The organism is Streptomyces sp. NPDC047049, from assembly GCF_040643995.1.
In the GTDB taxonomy this organism is placed as follows: domain Bacteria; phylum Actinomycetota; class Actinomycetes; order Streptomycetales; family Streptomycetaceae; genus Streptomyces; species Streptomyces mooreae.
In genome coordinates, this window is the sequence record NZ_JBEYVM010000002.1 from 428,254 (window position 1) to 454,231 (window position 25,978).

Sequence of the window (25,978 nt, forward strand, 5' to 3'; positions counted from 1 at the left end):
CGCTACCACAAAACCGGCGTCCGAAGGGGGCGCGGGCCGTGATGAGCATCACGTGACCTGCAATGACGCCGTACGGCCCGCCGGAGCCCGGCATTCTGGCGGTGGTCCGGAACTCCTGTTCGGAACTCTCCAAGCGGGCCGGTCCGGCTTTGTCGCCGTCACACGATGATCTCCGGCGGTCCGCTGGACTAACGTCAGCGCGTCCGTCCTGTCCCTCTCACACCGCGGAGTCCCGATGAGCACTGCCGCTCCTACCCGTCCCGGCGCCGTCCTGGCCGATCTGCTGCCGGCCGCCACCGCCTCCCGCGCCCGCGTCCGTGACGCCGCGCTGGTGCTCGGCGGCGCCGCGCTCACCGGTATCGCGGCCCAGATCGCCGTCCCGGTCCCCGGCTCCCCGGTCCCGGTCACCGGCCAGACCTTCGCCGCCCTCCTGGTCGGCGCCTCGCTCGGCGCGAGCCGCGGTGCGCTGTCGCTGGCGCTGTACGCCCTGGCGGGGCTGGCGGGCCTGCCGTGGTTCGCCGGCGGCACCTCGGGAGCGGGCGGGGCCACCCTCGGCTACATCGTGGGCATGCTGCTCGCCGCCACCGTCGTGGGCGCGCTGGCCCGCCGCGGCGGCGACCGCGGTGTGCTGCGCACCGCCGCCACCATGGCCGCCGGCACGGCCGTGATCTACGCCGTCGGCGTTCCCTACCTGGCGCTGAGCACCGGCATGTCCCTCGGCCAGGCCGTCGCCGCCGGCCTCGTCCCGTTCCTGATCGGCGACGCCCTCAAGGCCGCGCTGGCCATGGGCGCGCTGCCCACGGCCTGGAAGCTGGCCGGACGCCGCGGCTGAGCGGGCCGCACCCCGCACACGAAGAGGCCGGGCCCCGTACGCACCCCAGCGGTGCGTACGGGGCCCGGCCCCTTTGCGCGCTGCCTGTCTTACGCCCGGTCCGTCACCCCGGCGCCGACGCCCGGAGCACCCGCCCCGGCCGCGCCGTCCGCCACGGCCGTCCGCGGCCGCCGCCGGTCCAGGATCAGCCCGACCGCCAGCACCACCACGGCCGCGACCACCGAGAGCACCATCTGCTGGCGCCCGTCCGGGTTGTAGAACATGTAGCCGATGACGAAGACGATCAGCCCGATCGTCGCGTAGGTCAGCCACGGGTACAGCCACATCCGCACCGTCAGCCGCTCCGGCGTCTCCCGCTCGATGACCCGGCGCATCCGCAGCTGCGAGAAGCAGATGACCAGCCACACGAACAGCGCCACCGCGCCCGACGAATTCAGCAGGAACTGGAAGATGGTGTCCTTCGAGGTGTAGCTGAAGATCGTCGCCACGAAGCCGAAGGCGACCGACGCCCAGATCGCGACCGCCGGCACCCCGCCCTTGTTGACGGTGGCGAACGACTTCGGCGCGTCGCCGCGCTGACCGAGCGAGAACGCCATCCGGGAGGCGGTGTAGAGCCCGGAGTTCAGACAGGACAGCACCGCGGTCAGCACCACGATGTCCATCACGGTGCCCGCGTACGGGATGTCCAGCGACTGCAGCACGGCCACGTACGGGCTCTTCTCCACCGCCTTGGCGTTCCACGGCAGCAGCGTCACGATCACCGCGATCGAGCCGAGGTAGAAGAGCGCGATCCGCCAGATGACGCTGTTGACGGCCTTGCGAACGGCCTGCACCGGGTTCGGTGCCTCGCTCGCCGCCAGCGTCACGATCTCGCTGCCCATGAAGGAGAAGACCACCAGCAGCATGCCGGAGAGGATCGCGCCGGGACCGTGCGGCAGGAACCCGCCGTGCCCGGTCAGGTTCTCCGTGCCGACCGGGGCACCGCCCGGCGGCAGCCCGCATATCGCCAGCGCGCCCACCACGATGAAGACGACGATCGCGACGACCTTGATCCCGGCGAACCAGAACTCGAACTCACCGAACGACCCGACCGAGATCAGGTTGGTACCGGTCAGCACGATCATCACCAGCAGCGCCCAGGCCCACTGCGGGACGGCCGGGACCCAGCCGGTGAGGATCGCGGCGGCCGCGGTCGCCTCGACGGCCAGCACGACCGACCAGAAGAACCAGTACAGCCAGCCGATCGTGAAGCCGGCCCAGCGGCCCATCGCCCGGTCCGCGTACGCGGAGAACGATCCCGAGGTGGGCGAGGCCGCGGCCATCTCGCCCAGCATCCGCATGACCAGCACGACCAGCAGACCGGTCAGCGCGTAGGAGAGCAGGATGCCGGGCCCGGCGGCCGCGATACCGGCGCCGGAGCCGACGAACAGGCCGGCGCCGATGACACCGCCGATGGCGATCATCGACAGATGGCGGTTCTTGAGCCCTGCCTGCAGTCCGTCCTGCGACTGCCCCCCGGTGGACCCGCCGCCGCCGGTGCCGGGGGTGGGGACCGAGGGGGAGGTGGGGGTGCCCCCTGCTCCTGGAGAGCTCGGGGAAGGGTGCGCGCCCATGTGACCGTCCTTCGTGCGTTCGCGGATGGATCCCTCCGCATTAGATCTTCGTTAACCGTTGATTGGAAGGTCTGGAGCCGGATTGTTGTGTGAAACCCTGGATGGTTTCGCGCTGTGCTTGCGTACGGAAGGCGGAGAGTCGCTTTCTGTGCATACAGCCCGGCAAGACCCAGCGGCGCCTACCCGCCGCCGCACGTGTCACACTCATCGCATGCGCGTGTACCTCGGCTCCGACCATGCAGGTTTCGAACTCAAGAACCACCTCGTCGAGTGGCTCACGGCCCACGGCCACGAGCCCGTCGACTGCGGTCCCCACGTCTACGACGCCCAGGACGACTACCCGCCGTTCTGTCTGCGCGCCGCGGAGAAGACCGCCGCCGACCCGGACAGCCTCGGCATCGTGATCGGCGGTTCCGGCAACGGCGAGCAGATCGCCGCCAACAAGGTCAAGGGCGTACGGGCCGCGCTGGCCTGGAGCGAGGAGACCGCGGGGCTCGGCCGCGAGCACAACAACGCCAACGTCATCTCCGTGGGCGGCCGGATGCACACCCAGGAAGAGGCGACCCGCTTCATCGAGGTCTTCCTCGGCACGCCCTACTCGGGTGAGGAGCGGCACACCCGCCGCATCGACATGCTCTCGGCCTACGAGACCACAGGCGAGCTGCCCGCCATCCCCGCCCACCACCCGCAGGGCTGACCCCCGTACATCCCGTCGCCCGCCCGCCCCGGCCGCCGGGGCGGGCGGGCGCGCCCACTGGAGGACACCCGTGCCCGAGGGGCATACGATCCACCGCCTCGCCCTGGACCACCGTGCCCGCTTCGAGGGCGGACCGGTACGGGCGAGCAGCCCCCAGGGCAAGTTCGCCGACGGCGCCGCCCTCGTGGACGGCCAGGTCATGACCACCGCCGAGGCGCACGGCAAACACCTCTTCCTCGGCTTCGGCGACCGCTGGATCCATGTCCACCTCGGCCTGTTCGGCAAGCTCGGCTTCGGCCCGGCCCCCGCCCCGCCGCCCACCGGCACGGTGCGCCTCCGGCTCGCGAACCCGGCCGCCTACGCGGACCTGCGCGGCCCCACCACCTGCGCCCTGATCACCGAGGACGAGAAGCGCGCGATACACGACCGGCTGGGCCCCGACCCGCTGCGCCCCGGGGACGACGGCACCCGCGCCTGGCAGCGGATCTCCCGCAGCCGCACGACGATCGCGGCGCTGCTGCTCGACCAGAAGATCATCGCCGGGGTCGGGAACGTCTACCGCGCCGAGGTCCTTTTCCGCCACCACATCGACCCCTACCGCCCCGGCCGCGACCTCACCCGCACCGAATGGGACGCGATCTGGGCCGACCTGGTGTTCCTGATGGCCGAGGGCGTCCGGGACAACCGGATCGACACCGTCCGCCCGGAACACCTGCCGGAGGCCATGGGCCGCCCGCCGCGGGTCGACGACCACGGCGGCGAGGTGTACGTCTACCGCCGGGCCCACCAGGACTGCCACCTCTGCGGCAGCGAGATCCGCACCGCCGGCCTCGCCGCCCGCAACCTCTTCTGGTGTCCGGGCTGCCAGCCGTCCACCGGCGGCTGACCGCCGGGGCGGGCCGCACCGGCCCTCAGAACCCGTGCGGCAGTCACGGCGCCACCTGCGGCCCGAACGCCCGCGAGGCGGCCGCCGGCGCACCGGGCCGCAGCTCGCGCACCCGCCCCCCGCCGCCGGCGCGCGCAGCGAGAACCCGCCCCGACAGGCCGAGCCCAGCTCCCGCACCGACAGCGCCAGACCGGCCGGGTCCGCGGTCCGCTCGCAGACCGCGCCCGCCGCGTCGCCGGACAGCCGCCAACGCCCCTCGTTCCAGGGGCAGAACGGGTCCGACACCTCCAGCACGACCTCCACCGGCGTGAGGTACGTCCGCGCCGCCAGTGCCGCGCCCACCTCCACCGGACGGACGAACAACGACTCCTCCAGCCGGATGCCGCACCGCCGCATGTCACGCTCCTCCCCGGACGGCGGCACCCCGCCGAACGCCCGCTCCAGCGCGTTCGACCAGTCGTCCCACGCGGTGTCCCGCAATGTCCGCAATTCGGTCGCCATGGCCCGTGCCTGGCAGGGTGCTCTCCGGCCGCGCGACCGCATTTCGAACGGTGTTTCCCGGCTATTCTCCGGGGCGACGTGCGGCGAATCGACGCGCCGCCGAACGGGTGGATAAGGTCCCAGAACAATGACAACCGGCCAGGGAACGGAAGCCCTGACGGCCCGGGTGCACAAAGGCCTGCACCGGGCCCGCATCGGCGTGCGCAAGGCCGGCGTCGACTACTTCCGCGGCGACGGCTCCGACCGGTTCGCGCTGGCCGTCCTCCTCCTCGCCATACCCGCCCTCGCGGCGGGCACCCTCGGATGGCCCGAATGGATCGCCCCGACGGCGCTGGTCCTCCCGGTCATCGCCGGCGGACTGCTGCTGCGGCCGGCCAACCTCCTGATCCTGTACGCCGCTTCCGCGGCCGCGCTGGCCGTCGAGGCCGCGCTGTTCGGCCCGTACGACGAAGGGCCGGAACGGATCACTCCGGGCACGGTCCTGGTCGTCGCCGCGGTCGGGTTCTCCGGCCTGCTGATCGCCCAGTTCCGCAGCCGGGTCGGGGTGCCCTGGCGGCGCGGCGGCACCATGCTCTTCGACCTGCGCGAACGGATCCGGGTCCAGAGCACGCTGCCCGCGCTCCCCGAGGGCTGGCACCACGAGATGGCGCTGCGCCCGGCCGGCGGCCAGTTCTTCTCCGGCGACTTCGTGGTGGCCTCCCGCACCCACGGCGGCCAGATCCTCGAAGTGGTGCTGACCGATGTCTCCGGCAAGGGCATGGACGCGGCCTCCCGCGCGCTGCTGCTGTCCGGCGCCTTCGGCGGCCTGCTCGGCTCGCTGCCGCCGCACGGCTTCCTGCCCGCCGCCAACGGCTATCTGCTGCGCCAGGACTGGGACGAGGGGTTCGCCACGTCCATCCATCTCGTCCTCGACCTGGAGTCCGGCGACTACGAACTCCTCTCCGCGGGACATCTGCCGGCCCTCCAGCTCAGCGCCGGCAGCGGCCGCTGGGAGGAGAAGCCGGGGGAGGGGCCGCTGCTCGGCGTCTACGACGGCGCCCAGTTCGACCCGGTCAAGGGGACGCTGCGGCCGGGCGATGTCCTGATGCTGTTCACCGACGGCCTGGTCGAGTCCGCCGAGCGGGACATCGCCGAGGGCATCGACCGGCTGACCGGTGAGGCCGACCGCTATGTCGCCAGTGGTTTCGCCGGGGCCGCCTGGCACCTGATCGAGGCCGTCGCCAAGGACGTCAACGACGACCGCGCGCTGCTGCTGATCTGCCGGGACGCGTAACCCGGGGACGCCTGGCACGAGGACGCGTCACACGAGGGGACCGGAGCCCGGGGCGGACGCCCGGCCGGGGCCGTGACGACGCGCGCTCAGGCGCTGACGCGGGCCCGCGCCGTGTCGGCCGGATCCTTCCGGAACGCCCAGGCCATCGTCGGCTCCATGGCGAAGCGGAACACCCTGCGGACCGGCGGGGTGCACAGGGCCGTCACGATGGCTCCCGCGAGCAGGGTGACCGCGATCTCGCCGAGCGGGGAGTGCAGCCACTCGTAGTCGTCGAACCAGCCCCAGAACCGCGAGCCCTTGGCCAGGAAGCCGTGCAGCAGGTAGCCGTAGAGCGTCCCCGCGCCCAGCACCGTGAACCACGTCCGCCGGGTCGGCACCCAGGAGAAGAAACAGGCCGTCATCACGATCGAGCAGCCGAAGAGCGCCAGCGTCATCACCACGCCGATCCACCAGGTGGTGCCCAACTCCTGGGCGCTGTCGCGGTGGTAGAACCACGCCGAGCTCATCCGGGGCGCCGCCCAGTAGGCCATCACCAGCGCGCAGGCGAAGACCGGCAGCGAGGCGATCCGCACGGCCCGCCGCTGCACCATCGTGAAGTGCTCGGGCCGCAGCGCCAGTCCCAGGACGAAGAACGGGAGGAACTGCAGCACCCGCTGGAGGTCCAGGTCATCGCCGATGTCCGGGGACACGGAGGCCATGACGGCGATGGCCACCGCGAGCGGAATCGGCCAGCGGACGATCTTCCACAGCGGGGTGGTCAGCCGCCAGATGAACAGCGCCACCAGGAACCACGTCAGGAACCACGGGTCGAGCAGGCTGATGGGGTGCCCGGGATCGTCGTCCGCCCAGCGCTTGAAGAACGCATAGGCGGTCTCGAAGAGGACATAGGGGACCGCGACCCCGGTGACCAGCCGCTGCAGCCGGTCCTTGCGCATGTCGAAACTGCGCGAGAAGTAGCCGGAAATGATGATGAAGGCCGGCATGTGGAAGGTGTAGACGGTCATGTAGAGCGCCTCGGCGGCGCGGCTGCCGTCGGTCAGCGGTTCCCATGCGTGCCCCATCGCCACCAGCACGATGGCCAGGTACTTCGCGTTGTCGAAGAAGGCGTTGCGGCCATCGCTCTTGGGTGCGGGGGGCGCGGCGCCCTCGGCGCCCTTGGCGCCGTCCGCCCCGGACGGCCGGTCCGTGGGCTCCGGCCGGCCGGAGCCCTCCGCCGCGCGGGCAGGGGGCAGTTCGGTGCGCGGTGTGGGGGCAGCGGGAAACATTGGAGGCACGATAGCGGCGGCCGGCGAATGCGTAAAACCGCCTTGAAGTCATTCCCTTATTTCCTCGGGTTACCCAGCGGACGGGGCGCGGATAACATGCGCTATCGCCCCGGAGAGCCCGCGCTATCGCTGTCCGATTCGCTCCCCCTCGTCCCCCCAAATCGCCCTGTATCCCCCGCAAACGACTCAGGGGGAATGTCCGGTTCCTTGGTCTTATGTCCGAACGCTCATCAGCCTTGATGGCGCCCTTCAGTGCAGTGACGGATGCCACGGGCGGGAAATTCCCCGGGCCGGAAAATGATCAGAACGCCCCGGGCGGAATAGCCGTGGCGAGCCGTGGTGAATTGCCGACGCCGTGTCAGGCGGAGAAATTCCCGGCGCCGGCCCGGCGCGGGGTGGCCCGTCCGCCCGTGGCGCCGCGCGGACACCGCCACGCCGCCCGCGCGTCACCCTGCCGCCGCGCCGTAGCCACCATCGGCGGGAATCGGGCAAAGCGTTGGCCGATGATTCGTCACCGGCCTGCAGTGGGCATGGAGTTGGTGGCACGATGGGTGCAGGGGGGTGTGCGCGGCATGCCCCCGGGCCGGTGAGGCGTTCCGACCGAGGGTGTGATCAGTGTGGCTCTTTCGCTGTCAGTGGTGCTGATGTTGGGGATCATTCTCATCGTCCTGATCAGAGGGAAGTCGATCAAGGCGGGGCCGGCGTTCGTCGCCATACTGTTCGGCTTCTTCCTCGCCTCCACGGGCATGGCCCCGTCGATCAACCGGTTCCTCAACTCGATCGCGAACACCATCAACCACATCACCTTCTAGGCGGTCCGTCTCCGGGTGTCCGCCGGCCCCGTGCCGGGCGCCGCACGGGGTTCAGCCCTTCGAGGCCTCTTCGCCCCCGGTCCGCGCCACTGCCTCGCGTACGGCTGCCTCGCTCCGTCCCACCAGCGCCGAGCCGTCGTCCGCCGTGATGATCGGGCGCTGGATCAGCCGGGGGTGCGCCGCCAGCGCCGCGATCCACCGCTCGCGCGCGGCGTCGGTGCGCTCCCACTGCGCGAGGCCCAGCTCCTTCGCCTCGTCCTCCTGGGTCCGGGTGATGTCCCAGGGCTCCAGGCCCAGCCGCGTCAGCACGCCGCGCAGGTCATCGGCGTCCGGCGGGTCCTCGAGGTATCGGCGCACGGTGTAGCGGGCGCCCTCTTCGTCCAGAATCTCCACGGCCGAACGGCACTTGGAGCACGCGGGGTTGAGCCAGATCTCCATGCGGGCCACCTTATGGGGGCTGCGGCCCCGGCGCGAAGGGGCGTGGGGACGCCGTGCGGCATGTTCCGGAAAGCGGAAAACCCCAGGTCATCCGACCCGGGGTTTCCTGGTGAGAGCGGGCGACGGGAATCGAACCCGCGTAGCTAGTTTGGAAGACTAGGGCTCTACCATTGAGCTACGCCCGCGAGCGCCACAGGTCGCAGGACCTCGGCACGCAGTGCATCCTAGCGGGTCGCGGCGGTGCACCGCACATCCCCTCGCGCGGACGGGGCGGACGGCCCGTCCCGGCCCGCACACCGCCCCACGGGGCATCCCGGTAACTGGCAGCCGTACCGCCTGCGGCCATGTACCCTACGTGTCGCACCGACGGGGTGTGGCGCAGCTTGGTAGCGCGTCCGCTTTGGGAGCGGAAGGTCGTCGGTTCGAATCCGGCCACCCCGACCAGCAGCAGGTCAGCCCGACGACACGGTGTCGGGCGGGGCCCCGGCCCACCGCGGCGGCGCCGCCCGGGGGCGGCCGTCCAAGATCGCGTTGTGGGCGTCATCCTCCTTGCGGTTACTATGCAAGCTGCGTGCCCGTGTGTCTGTGTACCGGGCGCGATCGGCCGGACCCGGATCAGCCGGGCACAGGCAGATCTCACGCAGAACCCCAGAAGTCAGCCCCAAGGAGACCGAACCGTGAAGAGCGCCGTGGAGACCCTGAACCCGACTCGGGTTCGGCTCACTGTCGAGGTGCCCTTCGAGGAGCTCAAGCCCAGCCTCGACGCGGCGTACAAAAAGATCAACCAGCAGGTCACGGTGAAGGGCTTCCGCCAGGGCAAGATCCCGGCCCGGGTCATCGACCAGCGGTTCGGCCGTGGCGCCGTGCTGGAGGAGGCCGTCAACGACGCGCTCCCGAAGTTCTACACCGAGGCGGTCAACGAGGGTGAGCTCAACGTCCTCGGCCAGCCCGAGGTCGACATCACCGAGCTGAAGGACGGCGAGCTGCTGGCCTTCACCGCCGAGGTCGACATCCGCCCCGCCCTCGAGATCCCGGACTACTCCGGCATCGAGGTCGAGGTCGACGCCGTCGAGGTGTCGGACGAGGACGTGGACAAGTCCGTCGAGCAGCTGCGTGAGCGCTTCGCGACGACCAGCCCGGTCGAGCGCGCGGCCCAGGACGGCGACGTCCTGACGCTGAACCTCGAGGCCAAGGTGGACGGCGAGGTGCTGGAGGACGGCGTCGCCGAGGGTGTCTCGTACACCGTCGGTTCCGGCGAGCTCCTCGACGGCATCGACGAGGCCGTCACCGGTGTGGAGGCCGGCAACAGCGCCACCTTCACCTCCGAGCTCAAGGGCGGTTCCGCCGAGGGCAAGGAGGCCGAGGTCACGGTCGAGGTCACCGAGGTCAAGTCCCGCGAACTGCCCGAGCTGGACGACGACTTCGCCCAGCTGGCGAGCGAGTTCGACACCCTCGAGGAGCTGCGCGCGGACAGCCGCAAGCGCCTCGAGCAGATGAAGAAGTACGACCAGGCCACCCAGGCGCAGGAGAAGGTCCTGGACGAGCTGCTGAAGCTCGTCGAGGTGCCGATGCCGGAGAAGCTGCTCGCGGACGAGATCGAGACCCGCAAGCACAACCTGGTCAACCACCAGCTCGGCCAGATGGGCCTCGACCTCGCGAAGTACCTGGAGATCCAGGGCAAGAGCGAGGAGGAGTTCGACGCCGAGACCAAGGAGCAGGCCGAGAAGGGCATCAAGACCCAGTTCATCCTGGACGAGCTGGTCAACAAGGAGAAGCTGAACGTCAGCCAGGAGGAGCTCACCGAGCACCTCATGCGCCGCGCGCAGTCCTCCGGCATGTCCCCCGACCAGTTCGCCCAGGCCGTCGTCGAGGGCGGCCAGGTGCCGATGCTCGTCGGTGAGGTCGCCCGCGGCAAGGCCCTCGCGGTCGTCGTCGAGGCCGCCACGGTCAAGGACAGCAACGGCGAGGTCATCGAGCTCGACGACGAGGACGAGACCGCCGAGACGGTCGAGGCCACCGAGGCCGACGAGACCGAGGCGGGCGCGGAGGAGAAGCCCGGGGCCTGAGCCCCGGACACCGCCCTGCGCCTGCGCGCAGCTCTGTGAGCACGGGCCCGAACACGCACGTCCGCGTGTTCGGGCCCGTGGTCGTACCGCCCCGTGAGCCTGCGCTCACAGCGAACAGTTATCGATGCGGGATGGCGTTGTCCGACCTGCGCGTTAGGGTCCGTAGATACGAGGGCAGGGGAGTCCCTGAAACCGCGCCGGGGCCACACACGGCGCCGCCTCCCCACGCCCCAGCAGACGACGCTGAGACGGCCTGGAGCCGTCCGACAACGAGCAGGTGGACACGTGACGATCCCGATGCCTTCCGCCGCCGCTGAGCCGACCTTCGGTGGCCTCGGCGACCAGGTCTACAACCGGCTGCTCGGCGAGCGGATCATCTTCCTCGGCCAGCCGGTCGACGACGACATCGCCAACAAGATCACCGCGCAGCTGCTTCTCCTCGCCGCGGACCCGGACAAGGACATCTTCCTCTACATCAACTCCCCGGGCGGCTCGATCTCGGCCGGGCTGGCGATCTACGACACCATGCAGTACATCAAGAACGACGTGGTGACGATCGCGATGGGCCTCGCGGCCTCCATGGGACAGTTCCTGCTGAGCGCCGGCACCCCCGGCAAGCGCTTCGCGCTGCCGAACGCCGAGATCCTCATCCACCAGCCCTCCGCGGGCCTGGCGGGCTCCGCGTCGGACATCAAGATCCACGCCGAGCGGCTGCTGCACACCAAGAAGCGGATGGCGGAGCTGACGGCCTTCCACACCGGTCAGACCGTCGAGCGGATCACCCAGGACTCGGACCGCGACCGCTGGTTCTCCGCCGATGAGGCCAAGGAGTACGGCCTGATCGACGATGTGATGACCTCCGCCGCCGGCGTTCCGGGCGGGGGCGGCACCGGGGCCTGAGCCCCGTTCCACTCGCCCTACAGCCCCCAGCCCACTTGATCGCCACCAGGACGGTGAACACCACGATGAACAACTTCCCCGGCAGCGGCCTCTACCAGCGCCCCGAGTCCGAGTACTCGGGCCCGGTGGCCGAGTCGCGCTACATCGTCCCGCGCTTCGTCGAGCGCACCTCGCAGGGCGTGCGCGAGTACGACCCGTACGCGAAGCTCTTCGAGGAGCGCGTGATCTTCCTCGGGGTGCAGATCGACGACGCCTCGGCCAACGACGTCATGGCGCAGCTGCTGTGCCTGGAGTCGATGGACCCGGACCGGGACATCTCGATCTACATCAACAGCCCCGGCGGCTCCTTCACGGCGCTCACGGCCATCTACGACACGATGCAGTTCGTGAAGCCGGACATCCAGACGGTCTGCATGGGCCAGGCGGCCTCCGCCGCGGCCGTGCTGCTCGCCGCCGGTACCCCCGGCAAGCGGATGGCGCTGCCGAACGCCCGGGTGCTGATCCACCAGCCCTACAGCGAGACCGGCCGCGGTCAGGTCTCCGACCTGGAGATCGCCGCCAACGAGATCCTGCGGATGCGTTCGCAGCTGGAGGACCTGCTGGCCAAGCACTCCTCCACGCCGGTCGAGAAGATCCGTGACGATATCGAGCGTGACAAGATTCTGACCGCCGAGGAGTCCCTGGCGTACGGTCTGGTCGACCAGATCGTCTCGACGCGGAAGTCGTCCGTCTCCATCGGCTGACGATCCTCGCGAAGTGAGCCGGAGCGTTGCCCCCTTGGACCGAATCGGATCGAGTGAACCGAGTCGGTCCAAGGGGGGCCCGAACGGGGGGCCCGGCAAGGTACCGTCGATAGGCAAGCACCCGGGTCCGTGGAGCAATGCGGATCCCAGGCGAAGGGGAAGCACCTCGTGGCACGCATCGGTGACGGCGGCGACCTGCTCAAGTGCTCATTCTGCGGAAAGAGTCAGAAGCAGGTGAAGAAGCTCATCGCGGGACCTGGTGTGTACATCTGCGACGAGTGCATCGACCTCTGCAACGAAATCATCGAGGAGGAGCTCGCCGAGACCTCCGAGGTGCGGTGGGAGGAGCTCCCCAAGCCGCGGGAGATCTACGAGTTCCTGAACGGCTACGTCGTCGGCCAGGACCCCGCCAAGAAGGCGCTCTCGGTCGCCGTCTACAACCACTACAAGCGGGTGCAGGCGGGCGAGAACGGCCCCGGCCGCGGCGATGAGGGCATCGAGCTCGCCAAGTCCAACATCCTGCTGCTCGGCCCCACCGGCTCCGGCAAGACCCTGCTCGCGCAGACCCTCGCCCGGATGCTGAACGTGCCGTTCGCCTTCGCCGACGCCACGGCGCTGACGGAGGCCGGCTACGTCGGCGAGGACGTCGAGAACATCCTCCTCAAGCTGATCCAGGCCGCGGACTTCGACATCAAGAAGGCCGAGACCGGCATCATCTACATCGACGAGATCGACAAGGTCGCCCGGAAGAGCGAAAACCCCTCGATCACCCGCGATGTCTCCGGCGAGGGCGTCCAGCAGGCGCTGCTGAAGATCCTGGAAGGCACCACCGCCTCGGTCCCGCCGCAGGGCGGCCGCAAGCACCCGCACCAGGAATTCATCCAGATCGACACCACCAACGTCCTCTTCATCGTCGGCGGTGCCTTCGCCGGCCTGGAGAAGATCATCGAGGCCCGGTCCGGTGCCAAGGGCATCGGCTTCGGCGCCACGATCCGCTCCAAGCGCGAGATCGAGTCCAAGGACCAGCTCCAGGACGTCATGCCGGAGGACCTGGTGAAGTTCGGGATGATCCCGGAGTTCATCGGCCGCCTGCCCGTCCTCACCTCGGTCCACAACCTCGACCGCGAGGCCCTGCTGCAGATCCTGGTCGAGCCGCGCAACGCGCTCGTCAAGCAGTACAAGCGCCTCTTCGAACTCGACGGTGTCGAGCTGGACTTCGACCGCCCGGCCCTGGAGGCCATCGCCGACCAGGCCATCCTGCGCGGCACCGGCGCCCGCGGTCTGCGCGCCATCATGGAGGAGGTCCTCCAGGCGGTGATGTACGAAATCCCGTCCCGCAAGGACGTCGCCCGGGTCGTCATCACCGAGGACGTCGTGCACTCGAATGTGAACCCGACCCTGGTGCCGCGGGGCCGCGGCGAGTCGGGGGAGCCGCAGGAGAAGAGCGCGTAGGCGCTCCGCACGCACCACGAGAGCCGCCCGGCAGCGTGATCGCTGCCGGGCGGCTCTCGTGTCGTCGCGGGTCGGTGGCGGTGCCGGACGCCGCTACTTCTCCTTGCGGACCTCGTTGCGGATCTTGGCGGTCTTCTCGGAAAGCTCCTCCGCGCCGGGTGTCGTGGCGGTGGTGCCACCGGTGGGGGACGGTGCGGACGCGGCCTGGACGACGCCGATGGCGCTGCTGTCGCCCCAGACACAGGTGGAGACGGTGACGGGTACGGTCACCCCGCCCTGCGAGATCGTGACCTTCTGGGTCCGGCACTTCATCACCGAGCCGTCGAAGTCGCTCGGCGAGTACGTGGTCGTCGGGGTGACGTCCTCGATCTTGGCGCCCTTGCTCTCGAAGGTCTTCTTCTGCCCCTCGTCCACCTTGGCGAACACCTGGCCCACGGTTCCGTCAGGGTCGGCGACGTTGCCGTAGACGCCGCTGACCGTCAGCTGCAGCCCGGCGCCGCTCTTGTAGCCGGAGCTGAGGCCCTTGGCGTTCGTGATGCCCAGCGCCTTGGCTTCCTTGTCGTTGGTGAAGTCCTCGGCGGCACCCGAGCTGCCGGGCTTCTGCACCTTCTTGAACTGCCCGCTCAGCAGCGAGTCCGGCAGCGAGATGGTGTACGGCTTCACCTCCCCGCCCGAGCCGAACGCGAAGTACGCCCCCACGCCGATCGCCGCGACGACCGCGACCGCGCCGGCGATCAGGCCGATCTTCTTGCCGTTGCCACCGCTCTCCGGAGCGCCCTGCGGGATCGTGCCGTAGGGGGTCTGCTGGCCGCCGTACGGAGCCTGCTGGCCGTAACCGGGCTGGCCGCCCTGCTGGGGGTAGCCGTAGCCCTGCTGGGGGGCCTGCTGCGGGTAGCCGTAGCCCTGTTGCTGACCCGGGACCTGGCCGCCCTGCTGCGGGTAGCCGTAGCCCGGCTGCGGGGCCTGCGGCTGCTGCGGCTGGCCGTACGGACCGGGCTGCTGGGGCGGCTGGCCGTACGGGCCGGGAGGCGGCTGGTTGAAGCTCATGGAGCGGTTCCCCTCGTGACAACTGAAGCCAGTTGAGTGCTGCGTGATGTTTATACGCTTCCGACATCCTGTATGACGCCGCTGACAGCCGGTGCCCCGGGGGCGAAACCGATTCGAAGCTGCGACATCCGCGCCCGTACACTGTGCGTCGTGACCGAGAACACTCAGCAGAGCAACCACAGCGCCCCCGAACTGCCGACTCAGTACACGCCGGCCGATGTAGAGGGGCCGCTGTACGAGCGCTGGGTAGAGCGGGGTTACTTCGAGGCGGACGAGAAGAGCGACAAGCCGCCGTACACCATCGTCATCCCGCCGCCGAACGTCACCGGCTCCCTGCACCTGGGCCACGCCTTCGAGCACACGCTGATCGACGCCCTCACCCGCCGCAAGCGCATGCAGGGCTACGAGACCCTGTGGCAGCCGGGCATGGACCACGCCGGTATCGCCACCCAGAACGTCGTCGAGCGCGAGCTCGCCAAGGAGGGCGTCTCCCGGCACGACCTGGGCCGTGAGGCGTTCGTCGAGCGGGTCTGGCAGTGGAAGAACGAGTCCGGCGGCCAGATCTCCGGCCAGATGCGCCGGCTCGGCGACGGCGTCGCCTGGTCGCGGGAGCGCTTCACCATGGACGAGGGCCTGTCCAAGGCCGTCCAGACGATCTTCAAGCGGCTCTACGACGACGAGTTGATCTACCGCGCCGAGCGCATCATCAACTGGTGCCCGCGCTGTCTGACCGCCATCTCGGACATCGAGGTGGAGTACCAGGACGACGACGGCGAGCTGGTCTCCATCCGGTACGGCGAGGGCGACGCCGCCATCGTCGTGGCGACGACCCGCGCCGAGACGATGCTCGGCGACACCGCGGTCGCCGTCCACCCGGAGGACGAGCGCTACGCCCATCTCGTCGGCACCGAGATCGAGTTGCCGCTGACCGGCCGCCGGATCCCGGTCGTCGCCGACGAGCACGTCGACCCGGAGTTCGGCACCGGCGCGGTCAAGGTCACCCCGGCGCACGACCCCAACGACTTCGAGATCGGGCGCCGGCACGACCTGCCCAACCTCGCCGTCCTCGACGAGCGCGGCGTCATCACGGCGCACGGCCCGTTCCAGGGCCTGGACCGCTTCGAGGCCCGGTCCGCGATCGTCGGCGCGCTGCGCGCCGAGGGCCGGATCGTCTCCGAGAAGCGCCCGTACACCCACTCCGTCGGCCACTGCTCGCGCTGCAAGACCACCATCGAGCCGCGGCTGTCGATGCAGTGGTGGGTCAAGGTCGGTCCGCTGGCGCAGGCCGCGGGTGACGCGGTCCGCGACGGCAAGGTCGCGATCCACCCCAAGGAGATGGAGTCCCGCTACTTCGGCTGGGTCGACAACCTCCACGACTGGTGCATCTCGCGGCAGCTGTGGTGGGGCCACCGCATCCCGGTCTGGTACGGCCCGGACGGCGAGGTCGTCTGCGTCGGACCCGACGACGAGGCGCCCAGCGGCGAGGGCTGGACGCAGGACACCGACGTCCTGGACACCTGGTTCTCCTCCGGGCTGTGGCCGTTCTCCACGCTCGGCTGGCCCGAGCAGACCCCGAGCGTCGGGAAGTTCTACCCCAACGCCGTCCTGGTCACCGGCTACGACATCCTCTTCTTCTGGGTCGCCCGGATGATGATGTTCGGGCTGTACGCGATGGACGGCACCCCGCCGTTCCACACCATCGCGCTGCACGGCATGGTCCGTGACCAGTTCGGCAAGAAGATGTCCAAGTCCTTCGGGAACGCGGTCAATCCGCTGGACTGGATGGACGCCTACGGCTCCGACGCCGTCCGGTTCACCCTCGCCCGCGGCGCCAACCCCGGTGTCGACGTCCCGATCGGCGAGGACTGGGTCCAGGGCTCCCGGAACTTCGCCAACAAGATCTGGAACGCCACCCGCTTCGCGCTGATGAACGGTGCGACGGTGGAGGGCGAACTCCCGCCCGCCGAGCAGCTGTCGGCGACCGACCGGTGGATCCTGTCCCGGCTGAACTCGGTCGTCGCCGAGGTCGACGCGTACTACGACGACTACCAGTTCGCGAAGCTGTCGGACACCCTCTTCCACTTCGCCTGGGACGAGGTCTTCGACTGGTACGTCGAGCTGTCCAAGACCACGTTCATGGCGGGCGGCCCGGCCGCCGACGCCTCGCGCCGGGTGCTGGGCGAGGTCCTGGACGTCACGCTGCGGCTGCTGCACCCGGTCGTCCCGTTCGTCACCGAGACCCTGTGGACGACGCTGACCGGCGGTGAGTCGGTCGTGATCGCCGACTGGCCGAAGGACTCCGGCTTCCGGGACGCGGCGGCCGAGCGGGAGATCGAGACCGTCCAGCAGGTGGTGACCGAGGTCCGCCGCTTCCGCTCCGACCAGGGGCTGCAGCCCGGCCAGAAGGTCCCGGCGCAGCTGGAGCTGTCCGGCACGGCGCTGGCGCCCCACGAGGCCGCGATGCGCTCGCTGCTGCGGCTGCAGCCGGCCGGTGAGGGCTTCAGCGCCACCGCCTCGCTGCCGGTCGCGGGCGCCACGGTCGCACTGGACCTGTCCGGCGCGATCGACGTCGAGGCCGAGCGCAAGCGGCTGACGAAGGACCTGGGCGCCGCCGAGAAGGAGAAGGCGCAGGCCACCGCCAAGCTCGGCAACGAGGCGTTCCTCGCCAAGGCGCCGGAGAAGGTCGTGGAGAAGATCCGCGGCCGGCTGGAGGCCGCGGAGGCGGACATCGTCCGGATCACGGCGCAGCTGGCGGCCCTGCCCCAGGCGTAACCGCGGGCCCCGGGCCGTCCCCGGGACCGTCGTGCGCAGGCCCCTCGTCCGTACGGGCGGGGGGCCTGCGCCGTCCCGGCCCCCGACGGCCCCGTTCGCGTACCGGCCAGAGCAGGACATACGCCGTCGAGACGGTCACGAACGCCAGACGGATCAGGCCCCGGGCGGCGTCGTCGGGCACGGCGAAGACGCTGCCGTAGAGGACCAGCAGGGCCAGCCAGCTCCACCAGGGGACCAGCCGGCGCTGGCCGATCACGTCCCACAGCAGGGTGCCCAGCAGCACCGACGCGGTGTAGTAGGTGTAGACGCTGGGGTCGAGGACGATACGGGCGTTGGCGCCGAGCAGCACCACCGCCGCCCACCGCCCCCGCCACACGGCGACCGAGCCCAGTGCCAGGCCGAGCGCGGCCTGGGCGGGGCGGTCCCAGCCCGGGGTCTCGGGGTCGCCGACGCCCAGCCAGCGCAGTGCGGACGCCGGATGGTTGGGGATGGCGAACTTCGCCGCGGCGAAGGACTGCGGGTCGCCGACGAAGAACGGCAGCCACGCGAGGGCGACCAGGCCCGCGCACCACACCCCGGCGCGCAGCCACTTCTCCCTCGGCAGGGCGAGCAGCAGCGGGAGGAAGGCCAGCGCGGTGGGCTTGGAATCCATCGCCAGGGCCAGGCAGACGCCGGTGAGCGCGGCGTTGCCGCGGGTGAGGGCACGTACCGCGAGGGCGGTGAAGAACAGCGCGAGGACGTCGTCGAGATGCCCGAAGCGGACCGCGACCTCGGTCCACATGGGGATGAAGGCCAGCCCGGCGATCAGTACGCGCTGCCGCAGCCGCTGGTGGTTGGTGCCGGTGCCCAGGAAGTGGAAGGCGGCGCTGCGGCCCGCCAGCACCACGATGACCAGGCCGAGCAGCGACATCAGCGCCGCGGCCAGGAGCTGCCCGGTGGCCTCGGGGAAGGGGTTGAACAGGCCGGCCGTCAGGAAGCTGAGCGGGCCCATCTGGAGCTCGGGGTGGTGCGCGTAGAGGTTCAGGCCGCCGGAGCCGTCGCCCGCGTCGCCCTGGTAGATCAGTTCGCCGCCGGTGCGCAGATAGTGCCAGGAGAAGCCGCCGTGTGGTTCGACGAGGACGAACCACAGCACCGTCCAGGCGGTGAGCAGTACCAAATGCATCCGCTGACTGATTGCCGGCACCGGTCCTCAGCTCCAGCCTTCCCGTGCGCTGTGTGGTGATGATCGTGATCCCGGGGGCGCGTGGACAGCCCGCCGTGGAAGAGGGCGAACGGCGGCGGAAAGTTGTCCCGCAGGGGCCGGTCCGGCGGTTCTCATCGCGCTCTCATAAAGCCGGGGCACGGTGGAACGGAATGCCGGAATGCCGGAATGCCGGAATGCCGGAATGCCCGCACCACCGCCCGCCCCCCACCGAGGAGCCGCGCTCCATGAACAAGCCCCTGCGCCGGGCCTCGATCTTCTGCCTGGCCCTCATCGTCGCGCTGATGGGCTGGGCCACCTGGATCCAGGGCGCGAAGGCCGGCGAGTACAAGGAGGACCCGCACAATCCGCGGGTGGCGATCGGCAAGTACGCGGCGCCGATGGGCAACATCCTCGTCGGCCAGGAGCCCGTGACCGGCTCCGCCGCCACCTCCTCCACGCTCAAGTACAAGCGGACCTACAAGGACGGCCCGCTCTACGCCCCGGTCACCGGTTTCACCTCGCAGATCTTCGGCCACAACCAGCTGGAGAGCCTCTACGGCGACCTCCTCGACGGCTCCGACAGCCGGCTGCAGAGCCCCGCCGACGCGCTGACCCGCACCCGGGCCAAGGGCGGCGACGTGGCCACCACCATCGACCCCGCGGTGCAGAAGGCCGGCTACCGGGCGCTGGACGGCAAGAAGGGCGCGGCCGTCGCCATGGACCCGGACACCGGGCGGATCCTGGGCATGGTCAGCACCCCCTCGTACGATCCGGGGACGTTCGCGGGGTCCGACGGGTCCGACCAGAAGGCATGGAAGAAGATGTCCGCCGACCCGGACGACCCCGAGGTCAACCGGGCGCTGCGGCAGCCGCTGCCGCCCGGCTCCACCTTCAAGCTGGTGGTCGCCGCGGCCGCGCTGGAGAACGGTCTGTACTCCTCGGTGGACGAGGCCACCCACAGCCCCGACCCGTACACCCTCCCGCACACCCGCACCAAGCTCACCAACGAGAACCGCGCCGCGCCTTGCAAGAACGCGGACATCCGCACCGCGCTCCAGTACTCCTGCAACACCGTCTTCGCGAAGATGGCCGTCGACCTGGGCAAGGACAAGGTGAAGGCGCAGGCCGAGAAGTTCGGCTTCAACGACGGAAAGGTGGACACCCCGGTGCGGGCCGGCAAGAGCGTCTACCCCTCCGGTATGGACGAGGCGCAGACCGCGCTGTCCGGGATCGGCCAATTCGACGACCAGGCGACCCCGCTGCAGATGGCGATGGTCTCCTCGGCCCTCGCGAACGGCGGTGAGCTCAAGAAGCCGCAGCTGGTCGACAGGCTGACCGACGGCGGCGGCAACACCGTCCAGGACTTCGGCCCGGCGGCGTACCGCGGCGGGAAGGCCGTGTCGGCGCACACGGCCGGGCAGCTGAAGTCGGCGATGCGGACGGTCGTGGACAAGGGCACCGGGTCCGGCGCGAAGATCGGCGGACTGACCGTCGGCGGCAAGACGGGTACCGCCCAGCACGGCGTCGACAACAGCGGTACGCCCTACGCCTGGTTCGTCTCCTACGCCGAGGACGGCAAGGGGCACCGGGTGGCGGTGGCCGTGATGGTCGAGGACGGGCATGCCGCCCGCAACGAGGTCTCCGGCAACGGGCTGGCGGCACCGACCGCGCGGGCGATGATGAAGGCGGCGCTGGCCTAGGGCGCAGGGGGGACGGCTCTGGCGTACGGGTCCGGGGCCGGGCCCGGCGTACGGGCGCGGTCCGGGGCCGGTCGCGCCGGCCTCCCGCCCCCTCGGGCGGCCTGGTACCCGGGAGGGGGCAGCGCAGCGCACCGCTGTCACACGTGCCTCGTAGACTGGTCGGCGTGAGCGAGCGCCCCCAGAACGACGACCCCGACCCGAACGAAGCCTTCGACGAACTGGTCGAGGCGGAGACCACCCGTGACCCCGACCTTGCGGTGATCGAGGCCGGCAGCCGGACCCTGCGCGCCCAGGCCGGGCCGCCGCAGGGGGACGGGATCCCTGCCCGCCCCGCCGACCCCGAGGTCGACCGTGCGCTGCGCGCCGTCGAGGACGAGCTGGCCGGCCGCTGGGGCGAGACCAAGCTCGACCCGTCGGTGCAGCGCATCGCGGCGCTGCTGGACATCCTGGGCGAACCCCAGCGTGCCTACCCGTCCATTCACATCACCGGCACCAACGGCAAGACCAGCACCGCCCGCATGATCGAGGCCCTGCTGTCCGCCTTCGACCTGCGCACCGGCCGTTACACCAGCCCGCACGTCCAGTCGATCACCGAGCGGATCAGCCTGGACGCCGCCCCGATCTCCGCCGAGCAGTTCATCGAGACTTACCGGGACATCGCCCCGTACGTGGAGATGGTCGACTCCCAGCAGGAGTACCGCCTCTCGTTCTTCGAGGTGCTGACGGCCATGGCGTACGCCGCCTTCGCCGACAGCCCCGTGGACGTCGCGGTCGTCGAGGTCGGCATGGGCGGCACCTGGGACGCGACGAACGTCATCGACGGCGATGTCGCCGTGGTCACCCCGATCTCCCTGGACCACACCGACCGGCTGGGCGAGACGCCCGAGCAGATCGCCGGCGAGAAGTCCGGGATCATCAAGAAGGACGCCACGGTCGTGCTGGCGCAGCAGCCGGTGGACGCGGCGTCGGTGATGCTCAAGCGCGCGGTCGAGGTGGACGCCACGGTCGCCCGCGAGGGCATGGAGTTCGGCGTGCTCAGCCGCGAGGTCGCGGTCGGTGGTCAGATGCTGACCCTGCGCGGACTGGGCGGCGAGTACCCCGAGATCTTCCTGCCGCTGTACGGCGCCCACCAGGCCCACAACGCCGCGGTGGCGCTCGCCGCGGTCGAGGCGTTCTTCGGTGTCGGCTCGGACCACGCCCGCACGCTGGACCTCGACACCATCCGCTCCGCGTTCGCCGCGGTCAGCTCGCCCGGCCGGATGGAGGTCGTACGGCGCAGCCCGACGGTCGTGCTGGACGCGGCACACAACCCCGCGGGTGCGCGGGCGGCGGCCGAGGCGGTCACCGAGGCGTTCGGGTTCAGCCGGCTGGTGGGCGTCGTCGGGGCCAGCGGGGACAAGGACGTACGCGGCTTCCTGGAGGCCTTCGAGCCGATCTTCGCCGAGGTCGTGGTGACACGTAATTCCAGCCATCGTGCGATGGATCCCGATGAGCTGGCCGCCGTCGCCGTCGAGGTCTTCGGCGCCGAGCGGGTCCAGGTCGAGCCGCGGCTCGACGACGCCCTGGAGGCCGCGATCACCCTTGCCGAGGAAGAGGGCGAGTTCTCCGGAGCGGGCGTGCTGGTGACCGGCTCCGTGATCACGGTCGGCGAGGCCCGGCTGCTGATGGGAAGGGGCTGATCATGCGCACCCTGTGTGCGAGCACCCTGATAGGTGAATTCTTCGTGATCGGCTTCGCGGGCCTGGTCGCAATGCAGATGACCGACCTGCCGGCGGCCACGGTCTGGACGGTCAGCGGCATCGGGATGCTGCTGAGCCTCCTGCTGTGCGGGATGCTCGGCCGCCCGGGGGGCGTCCAGCTCGGCTGGGTGCTGCAGCTCGCCCTGATCGCCGCCGGTTTCGTGGTCCCGACGATGTTCTTCCTGGGCGCGGTCTTCGCGGCCCTGTGGTGGGCGTCGGTCCACTTCGGACGCAAGATCGATGAGGCGAAGGCCCGTTGGGCCGCGCAGGCCGAGGCGTCGGGCGAGCCGGCCTGAGCCAGAACGCCGGCGCCGCCCCGGGTCCGGGGAAGGTGGCCGGGGGCGGGGCCGCCCGGGGCCGGGTCACCCATGTAGCCTCGGTTCACCCGCTGACCATTGTTCATATCCAGGGAGTTCCTCCGTGAGCCAGCGCACCCTCGTCCTCCTCAAGCCCGACGCCGTCCAGCGCGGTCTGATCGGCGAGATTCTCGGCCGTATCGAGAAAAAGGCCGGCTGGACGATCAGCGCGCTGGAGCTGCGCAGCCTGGACCGCGCGCTGCTTGAGCAGCACTACGCCGAGCACGTCGGCAAGCCGTTCTATGAGCCCCTGGTCGCCTTTATGTCCTCCGGACCGGTGGTCTCGATGGTCGTCGAGGGCGAGCGGGTGATCGAGGGCGTGCGGACGCTCGCCGGTCCGACTGACCCGATTGCCGCGCCGGGTGGGTCCATTCGTGGGGACTTCGGAACGATCACCCGAGAGAATCTGATCCATGCATCGGATTCCGAAGAGTCCGCAGAGCGTGAAATCAAGATTTTCTTCCCCGGTATCTCCTGACGTCTCGTCAGCTTCACACCCCTCGTGACCAGGGGCGACCGAAAAAATCATCGGTCGCCCTTTGGTGTATACGACACGATCGGGGGAACGCATCACCGCGACACGACGTCACCATTAAGGGGGGCGGGTGCGTGTACGGCTGACAATGGCGAAACAGCCTCCCGACGTGTTCGAGTGGGCGCACTACGAACTACGATGGAGGCTTCCGCGCCGCACAGCGCATCACCTCCTGCCGACCTCCAGTAAGCATTCGCTCCAGTTGGGAAGGCCAGACGTATCCTCATGGGGAACAACATGTCGTTCATCGGCCGTGACATGGCTGTCGACCTCGGGACCGCCAACACGCTGGTGTACGTCAGGGGCCGCGGCATCGTCCTCAACGAGCCGTCGGTCGTGGCCATCAACACCAACACCGGCGGGATTCTCGCGGTAGGTGCTGAGGCGAAGAAGATGATCGGGCGCACGCCCGGCAACATCGTCGCCGTACGGCCCCTGAAAGACGGCGTGATCGCCGATTTCGAGATCACCGAGCGGATGCTCCGCTACTTCATCCTGAAGATCCACAAGCGGCGCTATCTGGCCCGCCCGCGGGTCGTCGTGTGTGTTCCCTCCGGCATCACCGGGGTGGAGCGCCGCGCGGTCATCGAGGCCTCGACCCAGGCCGGCGCGCGCCAGGTCCACATCATCGAGGAGCCGATGGCCGCCGCGATCGGGTCCGGCCTGCCGGTCCACGAGGCCACCGGCAACATGGTCGTGGACATCGGCGGCGGTACCACCGAGGTCGCGGTCATCTCGCTCGGCGGTATCGTCACCGCGCAGTCCATCCGGGTGGCCGGCGACGAACTCGACAACGCGATCATCCAGCACATCAAGAAGGAGTACAGCCTTCTGCTGGGCGAGCGCACCGCCGAGAGCATCAAGATCACCATCGGTTCGGCGTACGACCTCGAACAGGACGAGCACACCGAGATCCGCGGCCGTGACCTGGTCTCCGGCCTGCCGAAGACCGTCGTCATCTCGGCCGCCGAGGTCCGCAAGGCCATCGAGGAGCCGGTCAACTCCATCGTCGACGCGGTCAAGACGACGCTCGACAAGTGCCCGCCGGAGCTGTCCGGTGACGTCATGGACCGCGGCATCGTGCTCACCGGAGGCGGCGCCCTGCTCCGCGGCCTCGACGAGCGGCTGCGCCGCGAGACCGGTATGCCCATCCACATCGCCGAGGACCCGCTCGACTCCGTCGCGCTCGGTTCCGGCAAGTGCGTCGAGGAGTTCGAGGCGCTGCAGCAGGTCCTCGACTCCCAGCCGCGCAGGTAGCACGGCCCGGGCCCCGCGCCGCGGCCGGCGAACGGCGTCCGCGGCGGCCGGGGCCCCTGGCGACCCCGGCCGGTCCGCCCGGCGGATCGCTGATATACAGGCACAACATCCCGACAGACACGGTGTCCTGACGCTTCATCATCCGGCGCCGTCACATCAGGCACAACGCTCAACTCCCGAACGAGACCGGCGGGGCCCGCAGCCGGCCGGTCCTACGAGGAAGGACACGGCCGCCGCACGTGAGGGACACACGAGAGAGCCGGCTGCTGCTGGTGCTGCTGATCGCGATCGCGTTCGCGCTGATCACGGTCGATATCCGCGGCGGCGAACAGTCCCCGCTCGATGGTGCCCGGCAAGCCGCCGCCTCTGCCTTCGGCCCGGTCGAAGGCGGCGTGGCCCGCGTCGTCAATCCGGTCGGCAACGCCATCGGTGCCGTGCGGGACTCCGGCCGCCGGCACAACCGGATCAGCACGCTGGAGCACGAGAACGAGGCGCTGAAGGCCAAGCTCGGCTCCTCCGACCGCAACCGCAGCCGCGCCGCCGAGCTCGACAAGATCCTCAAGACCGCGGGCACCGGCCAGTACGGCATCAAGGGCGCCCAGGTCATCGCCATCGGGTCGGCCCAGGGCTTCTCCTGGACCGTCACCATCGACGCCGGCCGCCGGGACGGCATCGCCCGCGACATGACCGTCCTCAACGGCGACGGCCTGGTCGGCCGGGTCACCACCGTCGGCGCCGACACCTCCACCGTCCTGCTGGCCGCCGACCCCGACTTCACCGTCGGCACCCGTATGGAGAAGACCAACGAGATCGGCTTCGCCAACGGGCAGGGCGTCCGCTCGCTGCGCGTTCAGCTTCTCAACGGCAAGGCCAACATCAAGCGGGGCGACCGCCTGGTCACCTTCGGCTCCAGCCGGGACAAGCCGTTCGTGCCCGGGGTGCCCGTCGGCAAGGTCGTCAAGGTCGAGCCGTCCAACGGCGATCTGACCCGCAACCTCCAGGTCCGGCCGTTCGTCTCGTTCTCCCAGCTCGACATCGTCGGCGTGGTCGTCGCACCGCCCCGCCAGGACCCCCGCGACACCGTCCTGCCGCCTGCGCCCGCGAAGCCCAAGCCGACGCCGACGGTCACCGTCACGGCCACCCCCTCCGCGAGCGCTTCACCCAGGAGCTGACCGATGCGCATCAACCGGATCCTGCTCTCGGCCCCGCTGGTGGTCGTCGCCCTCGTCATCCAGGTCACCATTCTCGCCAGACTCCAGCTTCCCGGTGCGGTACCGGATCTGCTGCTGCTCGTCGTGGTCGGCCTCGCGCTGGTCCACGGCCATGTCGGCGGCGCGCTGACCGGCTTCTTCGCCGGGCTGCTGGCCGACCTCGCCCCGCCCTCCGACCACGCCATCGGCCGCTATGCGCTGGTGCTCTGCGTCATCGGCTATGCCGCGGGCTTGACCAAGCCGGACTCGGGCCGGCACCGCTCGGCGACGCTCCCGCTGCTCGTCGTCCTCGGCGCCGCCGTCGGCTCGACGCTGATGTACGCCGGCGTCGGCTCGCTGGTCGGCGACACCGCCGCCCGCCATGTCGGCATCGTCGGACTGCTGCTCAGTGCCACCCTCTACGACCTGCTGCTGGCCCCCTTCACGGTTCCTCTCGTGATGGCCGCGGCGCGGAAGACCGAGGGCGATCTGCTGGCCGGCGACAGTTCCGGCAGCCAGAGCGGCGGCGCCGGCAGCCGCGATGCGGGATACGGCTGGCTCACCACCGGCACGGGACTCAAGGCCAGCCGCGGCGCCATGAAATCCCTGCGCACGGGCACGGGCATCGGCAGCCAGCGCGGCAGCCTGCTCGGCAAGTCGGCCCGCGACAAGGTGGGCCGCATCAAGGGGGTCAAGCGACTGTGACGCCCTGTCCCCTTCC

General features: G+C 70.2%; 22 protein-coding genes, 2 tRNA genes and 1 pseudogene. 18 read left to right on the forward strand and 7 right to left on the reverse strand.

The annotated features are described in order from the left end of the window. The first annotated feature begins 235 nt into the window (after positions 1-235). The gene (locus tag ABZ851_RS05935; protein WP_361122727.1) at positions 236-832 is read left to right on the forward strand and encodes a biotin transporter BioY; all 597 of its coding nucleotides are present in this window, start codon (positions 236-238) and stop codon (positions 830-832) included. Between the two features lie 89 nt (positions 833-921). Here ABZ851_RS05935 and ABZ851_RS05940 read toward each other — a convergent pair whose 3' ends face one another. Continuing rightward, positions 922-2,445 carry an amino acid permease gene (locus ABZ851_RS05940; protein ID WP_336054576.1) on the reverse strand — a complete coding sequence of 508 codons (1,524 nt, stop codon included), beginning with the start codon at positions 2,443-2,445 and terminating at the stop codon, positions 922-924. A 211-nt stretch (positions 2,446-2,656) separates the two neighbouring features. Between ABZ851_RS05940 and ABZ851_RS05945 the strand changes: the two genes are divergently transcribed. Together ABZ851_RS05945 and ABZ851_RS05950 are read left to right on the forward strand one after the other, a co-directional pair. Then, positions 2,657-3,142 carry a ribose-5-phosphate isomerase gene (locus ABZ851_RS05945; protein WP_361122732.1) on the forward strand — a complete coding sequence of 162 codons (486 nt, stop codon included), beginning with the start codon at positions 2,657-2,659 and terminating at the stop codon, positions 3,140-3,142. Between the two features lie 70 nt (positions 3,143-3,212). Continuing rightward, a complete protein-coding gene (locus ABZ851_RS05950; protein ID WP_361122735.1) occupies positions 3,213-4,028 on the forward strand; it encodes a DNA-formamidopyrimidine glycosylase family protein in 816 nt (271 codons plus the stop codon). Between the two features lie 43 nt (positions 4,029-4,071). Here ABZ851_RS05950 and ABZ851_RS05955 read toward each other — a convergent pair. After that, a pseudogene (locus tag ABZ851_RS05955) lies at positions 4,072-4,427 on the reverse strand (sterol carrier protein domain-containing protein); the annotation flags it as partial. Positions 4,428-4,656: 229 nt separating this feature from the next. Between ABZ851_RS05955 and ABZ851_RS05960 the strand changes: the two are divergent. After that, the gene (locus ABZ851_RS05960) at positions 4,657-5,802 is read left to right on the forward strand and encodes a PP2C family protein-serine/threonine phosphatase (RefSeq protein ID WP_361122738.1); all 1,146 of its coding nucleotides are present in this window, start codon (positions 4,657-4,659) and stop codon (positions 5,800-5,802) included. A gap of 86 nt (positions 5,803-5,888) precedes the next feature. Here the strand turns inward: ABZ851_RS05960 and ABZ851_RS05965 are convergent, their stop codons facing one another. Then, positions 5,889-7,067: an acyltransferase family protein gene (locus ABZ851_RS05965; RefSeq protein ID WP_361122741.1), complete on the reverse strand. Its 1,179-nt coding sequence runs from the start codon at positions 7,065-7,067 to the stop codon at positions 5,889-5,891. Positions 7,068-7,684: 617 nt separating this feature from the next. Between ABZ851_RS05965 and ABZ851_RS05970 the strand changes: the two genes are divergently transcribed. After that, the gene (locus ABZ851_RS05970) at positions 7,685-7,879 is read left to right on the forward strand and encodes a hypothetical protein (protein ID WP_129296409.1); all 195 of its coding nucleotides are present in this window, start codon (positions 7,685-7,687) and stop codon (positions 7,877-7,879) included. Between the two features lie 51 nt (positions 7,880-7,930). Here ABZ851_RS05970 and ABZ851_RS05975 read toward each other — a convergent pair whose 3' ends face one another. Then, a complete protein-coding gene (locus ABZ851_RS05975; protein WP_361122744.1) occupies positions 7,931-8,317 on the reverse strand; it encodes an arsenate reductase family protein in 387 nt (128 codons plus the stop codon). A 114-nt stretch (positions 8,318-8,431) separates the two neighbouring features. Further along, positions 8,432-8,502 (reverse strand) — tRNA-Gly (locus ABZ851_RS05980). 182 nt (positions 8,503-8,684) lie between these two features. Between ABZ851_RS05980 and ABZ851_RS05985 the strand changes: the two genes are divergently transcribed. The 5 genes from ABZ851_RS05985 to clpX all read left to right on the forward strand — a co-directional run bounded on the left by ABZ851_RS05985 (position 8,685) and on the right by clpX (position 13,478). After that, positions 8,685-8,761: transfer RNA gene (locus tag ABZ851_RS05985), tRNA-Pro, on the forward strand. A gap of 233 nt (positions 8,762-8,994) precedes the next feature. Then, positions 8,995-10,383, forward strand: a complete 1,389-nt coding sequence (gene tig, locus ABZ851_RS05990; protein ID WP_361122747.1) for a trigger factor — start codon at positions 8,995-8,997, stop codon at positions 10,381-10,383. A gap of 297 nt (positions 10,384-10,680) precedes the next feature. Further along, complete coding sequence (locus ABZ851_RS05995; RefSeq protein WP_030283915.1) at positions 10,681-11,283, forward strand: ATP-dependent Clp protease proteolytic subunit; 603 nt, start codon at positions 10,681-10,683, stop codon at positions 11,281-11,283. Between the two features lie 65 nt (positions 11,284-11,348). After that, positions 11,349-12,026 carry an ATP-dependent Clp protease proteolytic subunit gene (locus ABZ851_RS06000; protein ID WP_311623781.1) on the forward strand — a complete coding sequence of 226 codons (678 nt, stop codon included), beginning with the start codon at positions 11,349-11,351 and terminating at the stop codon, positions 12,024-12,026. 168 nt (positions 12,027-12,194) lie between these two features. Next, positions 12,195-13,478, forward strand: coding sequence for an ATP-dependent Clp protease ATP-binding subunit ClpX (clpX, locus tag ABZ851_RS06005; RefSeq protein ID WP_086718378.1), 1,284 nt, complete (start codon positions 12,195-12,197; stop codon positions 13,476-13,478). A gap of 93 nt (positions 13,479-13,571) precedes the next feature. Here clpX and ABZ851_RS06010 read toward each other — a convergent pair whose 3' ends face one another. Next, positions 13,572-14,525 carry a hypothetical protein gene (locus ABZ851_RS06010; RefSeq protein WP_361122750.1) on the reverse strand — a complete coding sequence of 318 codons (954 nt, stop codon included), beginning with the start codon at positions 14,523-14,525 and terminating at the stop codon, positions 13,572-13,574. Between the two features lie 150 nt (positions 14,526-14,675). On the opposite strand from ABZ851_RS06010, the gene ABZ851_RS06015 reads away from it, so the two are divergent. Next, the gene (locus ABZ851_RS06015) at positions 14,676-17,297 is read left to right on the forward strand and encodes a valine--tRNA ligase (protein WP_361122753.1); all 2,622 of its coding nucleotides are present in this window, start codon (positions 14,676-14,678) and stop codon (positions 17,295-17,297) included. On the opposite strand, the gene ABZ851_RS06020 is transcribed toward ABZ851_RS06015, so the two are convergent. Beyond that, positions 17,263-18,459, reverse strand: coding sequence for a hypothetical protein (locus ABZ851_RS06020; protein WP_361122756.1), 1,197 nt, complete (start codon positions 18,457-18,459; stop codon positions 17,263-17,265). The two genes, ABZ851_RS06015 and ABZ851_RS06020, sit on opposite strands and share 35 nt — an antisense overlap. A 266-nt stretch (positions 18,460-18,725) precedes the next feature. Here ABZ851_RS06020 and ABZ851_RS06025 point away from each other — a divergent pair, with 266 nt between their 5' ends. The 7 genes from ABZ851_RS06025 to mreD all read left to right on the forward strand — a co-directional run bounded on the left by ABZ851_RS06025 (position 18,726) and on the right by mreD (position 25,962). Beyond that, complete coding sequence (locus ABZ851_RS06025; RefSeq protein WP_361122759.1) at positions 18,726-20,180, forward strand: penicillin-binding transpeptidase domain-containing protein; 1,455 nt, start codon at positions 18,726-18,728, stop codon at positions 20,178-20,180. A gap of 164 nt (positions 20,181-20,344) precedes the next feature. Beyond that, a complete protein-coding gene (locus ABZ851_RS06030; protein WP_361122762.1) occupies positions 20,345-21,859 on the forward strand; it encodes a folylpolyglutamate synthase/dihydrofolate synthase family protein in 1,515 nt (504 codons plus the stop codon). Positions 21,860-21,861: 2 nt separating this feature from the next. Further along, a complete protein-coding gene (locus ABZ851_RS06035; protein ID WP_328386847.1) occupies positions 21,862-22,215 on the forward strand; it encodes a DUF4233 domain-containing protein in 354 nt (117 codons plus the stop codon). Between the two features lie 124 nt (positions 22,216-22,339). Next, the gene (gene ndk, locus ABZ851_RS06040) at positions 22,340-22,753 is read left to right on the forward strand and encodes a nucleoside-diphosphate kinase (RefSeq protein WP_088797646.1); all 414 of its coding nucleotides are present in this window, start codon (positions 22,340-22,342) and stop codon (positions 22,751-22,753) included. Between the two features lie 294 nt (positions 22,754-23,047). Continuing rightward, positions 23,048-24,067, forward strand: coding sequence for a rod shape-determining protein (locus ABZ851_RS06045; protein ID WP_003985182.1), 1,020 nt, complete (start codon positions 23,048-23,050; stop codon positions 24,065-24,067). Between the two features lie 239 nt (positions 24,068-24,306). Further along, positions 24,307-25,239, forward strand: a complete 933-nt coding sequence (gene mreC / locus ABZ851_RS06050) for a rod shape-determining protein MreC (protein WP_311623727.1) — start codon at positions 24,307-24,309, stop codon at positions 25,237-25,239. 3 nt (positions 25,240-25,242) lie between these two features. Next, positions 25,243-25,962 (forward strand): rod shape-determining protein MreD, encoded by a 720-nt coding sequence (gene mreD / locus ABZ851_RS06055; RefSeq protein ID WP_361122768.1) that lies wholly within the window; start codon positions 25,243-25,245, stop codon positions 25,960-25,962. Positions 25,963-25,978: the final 16 nt, after the last annotated feature.

What these genes read in the sequence shown, in the direction of transcription:
- ABZ851_RS05935 (WP_361122727.1), top strand. Translation starts at nt 236, where the DNA reads ATGAGCACTGCCGCTCCTACCCGTCCCGGCGCCGTCCTGGCCGATCTG.
- ABZ851_RS05940 (WP_336054576.1), bottom strand. Translation starts at nt 2,445, where the DNA reads ATGGGCGCGCACCCTTCCCCGAGCTCTCCAGGAGCAGGGGGCACCCCC.
- ABZ851_RS05945 (WP_361122732.1), top strand. Translation starts at nt 2,657, where the DNA reads ATGCGCGTGTACCTCGGCTCCGACCATGCAGGTTTCGAACTCAAGAAC.
- ABZ851_RS05960 (WP_361122738.1), top strand. Translation starts at nt 4,657, where the DNA reads ATGACAACCGGCCAGGGAACGGAAGCCCTGACGGCCCGGGTGCACAAA.
- ABZ851_RS05965 (WP_361122741.1), bottom strand. Translation starts at nt 7,067, where the DNA reads ATGTTTCCCGCTGCCCCCACACCGCGCACCGAACTGCCCCCTGCCCGC.
- ABZ851_RS05975 (WP_361122744.1), bottom strand. Translation starts at nt 8,317, where the DNA reads ATGGAGATCTGGCTCAACCCCGCGTGCTCCAAGTGCCGTTCGGCCGTG.
- ABZ851_RS05995 (WP_030283915.1), top strand. Translation starts at nt 10,681, where the DNA reads ATGCCTTCCGCCGCCGCTGAGCCGACCTTCGGTGGCCTCGGCGACCAG.
- ABZ851_RS06000 (WP_311623781.1), top strand. Translation starts at nt 11,349, where the DNA reads ATGAACAACTTCCCCGGCAGCGGCCTCTACCAGCGCCCCGAGTCCGAG.
- ABZ851_RS06010 (WP_361122750.1), bottom strand. Translation starts at nt 14,525, where the DNA reads ATGAGCTTCAACCAGCCGCCTCCCGGCCCGTACGGCCAGCCGCCCCAG.
- ABZ851_RS06020 (WP_361122756.1), bottom strand. Translation starts at nt 18,459, where the DNA reads ATGCATTTGGTACTGCTCACCGCCTGGACGGTGCTGTGGTTCGTCCTC.
- ABZ851_RS06025 (WP_361122759.1), top strand. Translation starts at nt 18,726, where the DNA reads ATGAACAAGCCCCTGCGCCGGGCCTCGATCTTCTGCCTGGCCCTCATC.
- ABZ851_RS06035 (WP_328386847.1), top strand. Translation starts at nt 21,862, where the DNA reads ATGCGCACCCTGTGTGCGAGCACCCTGATAGGTGAATTCTTCGTGATC.
- ABZ851_RS06045 (WP_003985182.1), top strand. Translation starts at nt 23,048, where the DNA reads ATGTCGTTCATCGGCCGTGACATGGCTGTCGACCTCGGGACCGCCAAC.
- mreD (WP_361122768.1), top strand. Translation starts at nt 25,243, where the DNA reads ATGCGCATCAACCGGATCCTGCTCTCGGCCCCGCTGGTGGTCGTCGCC.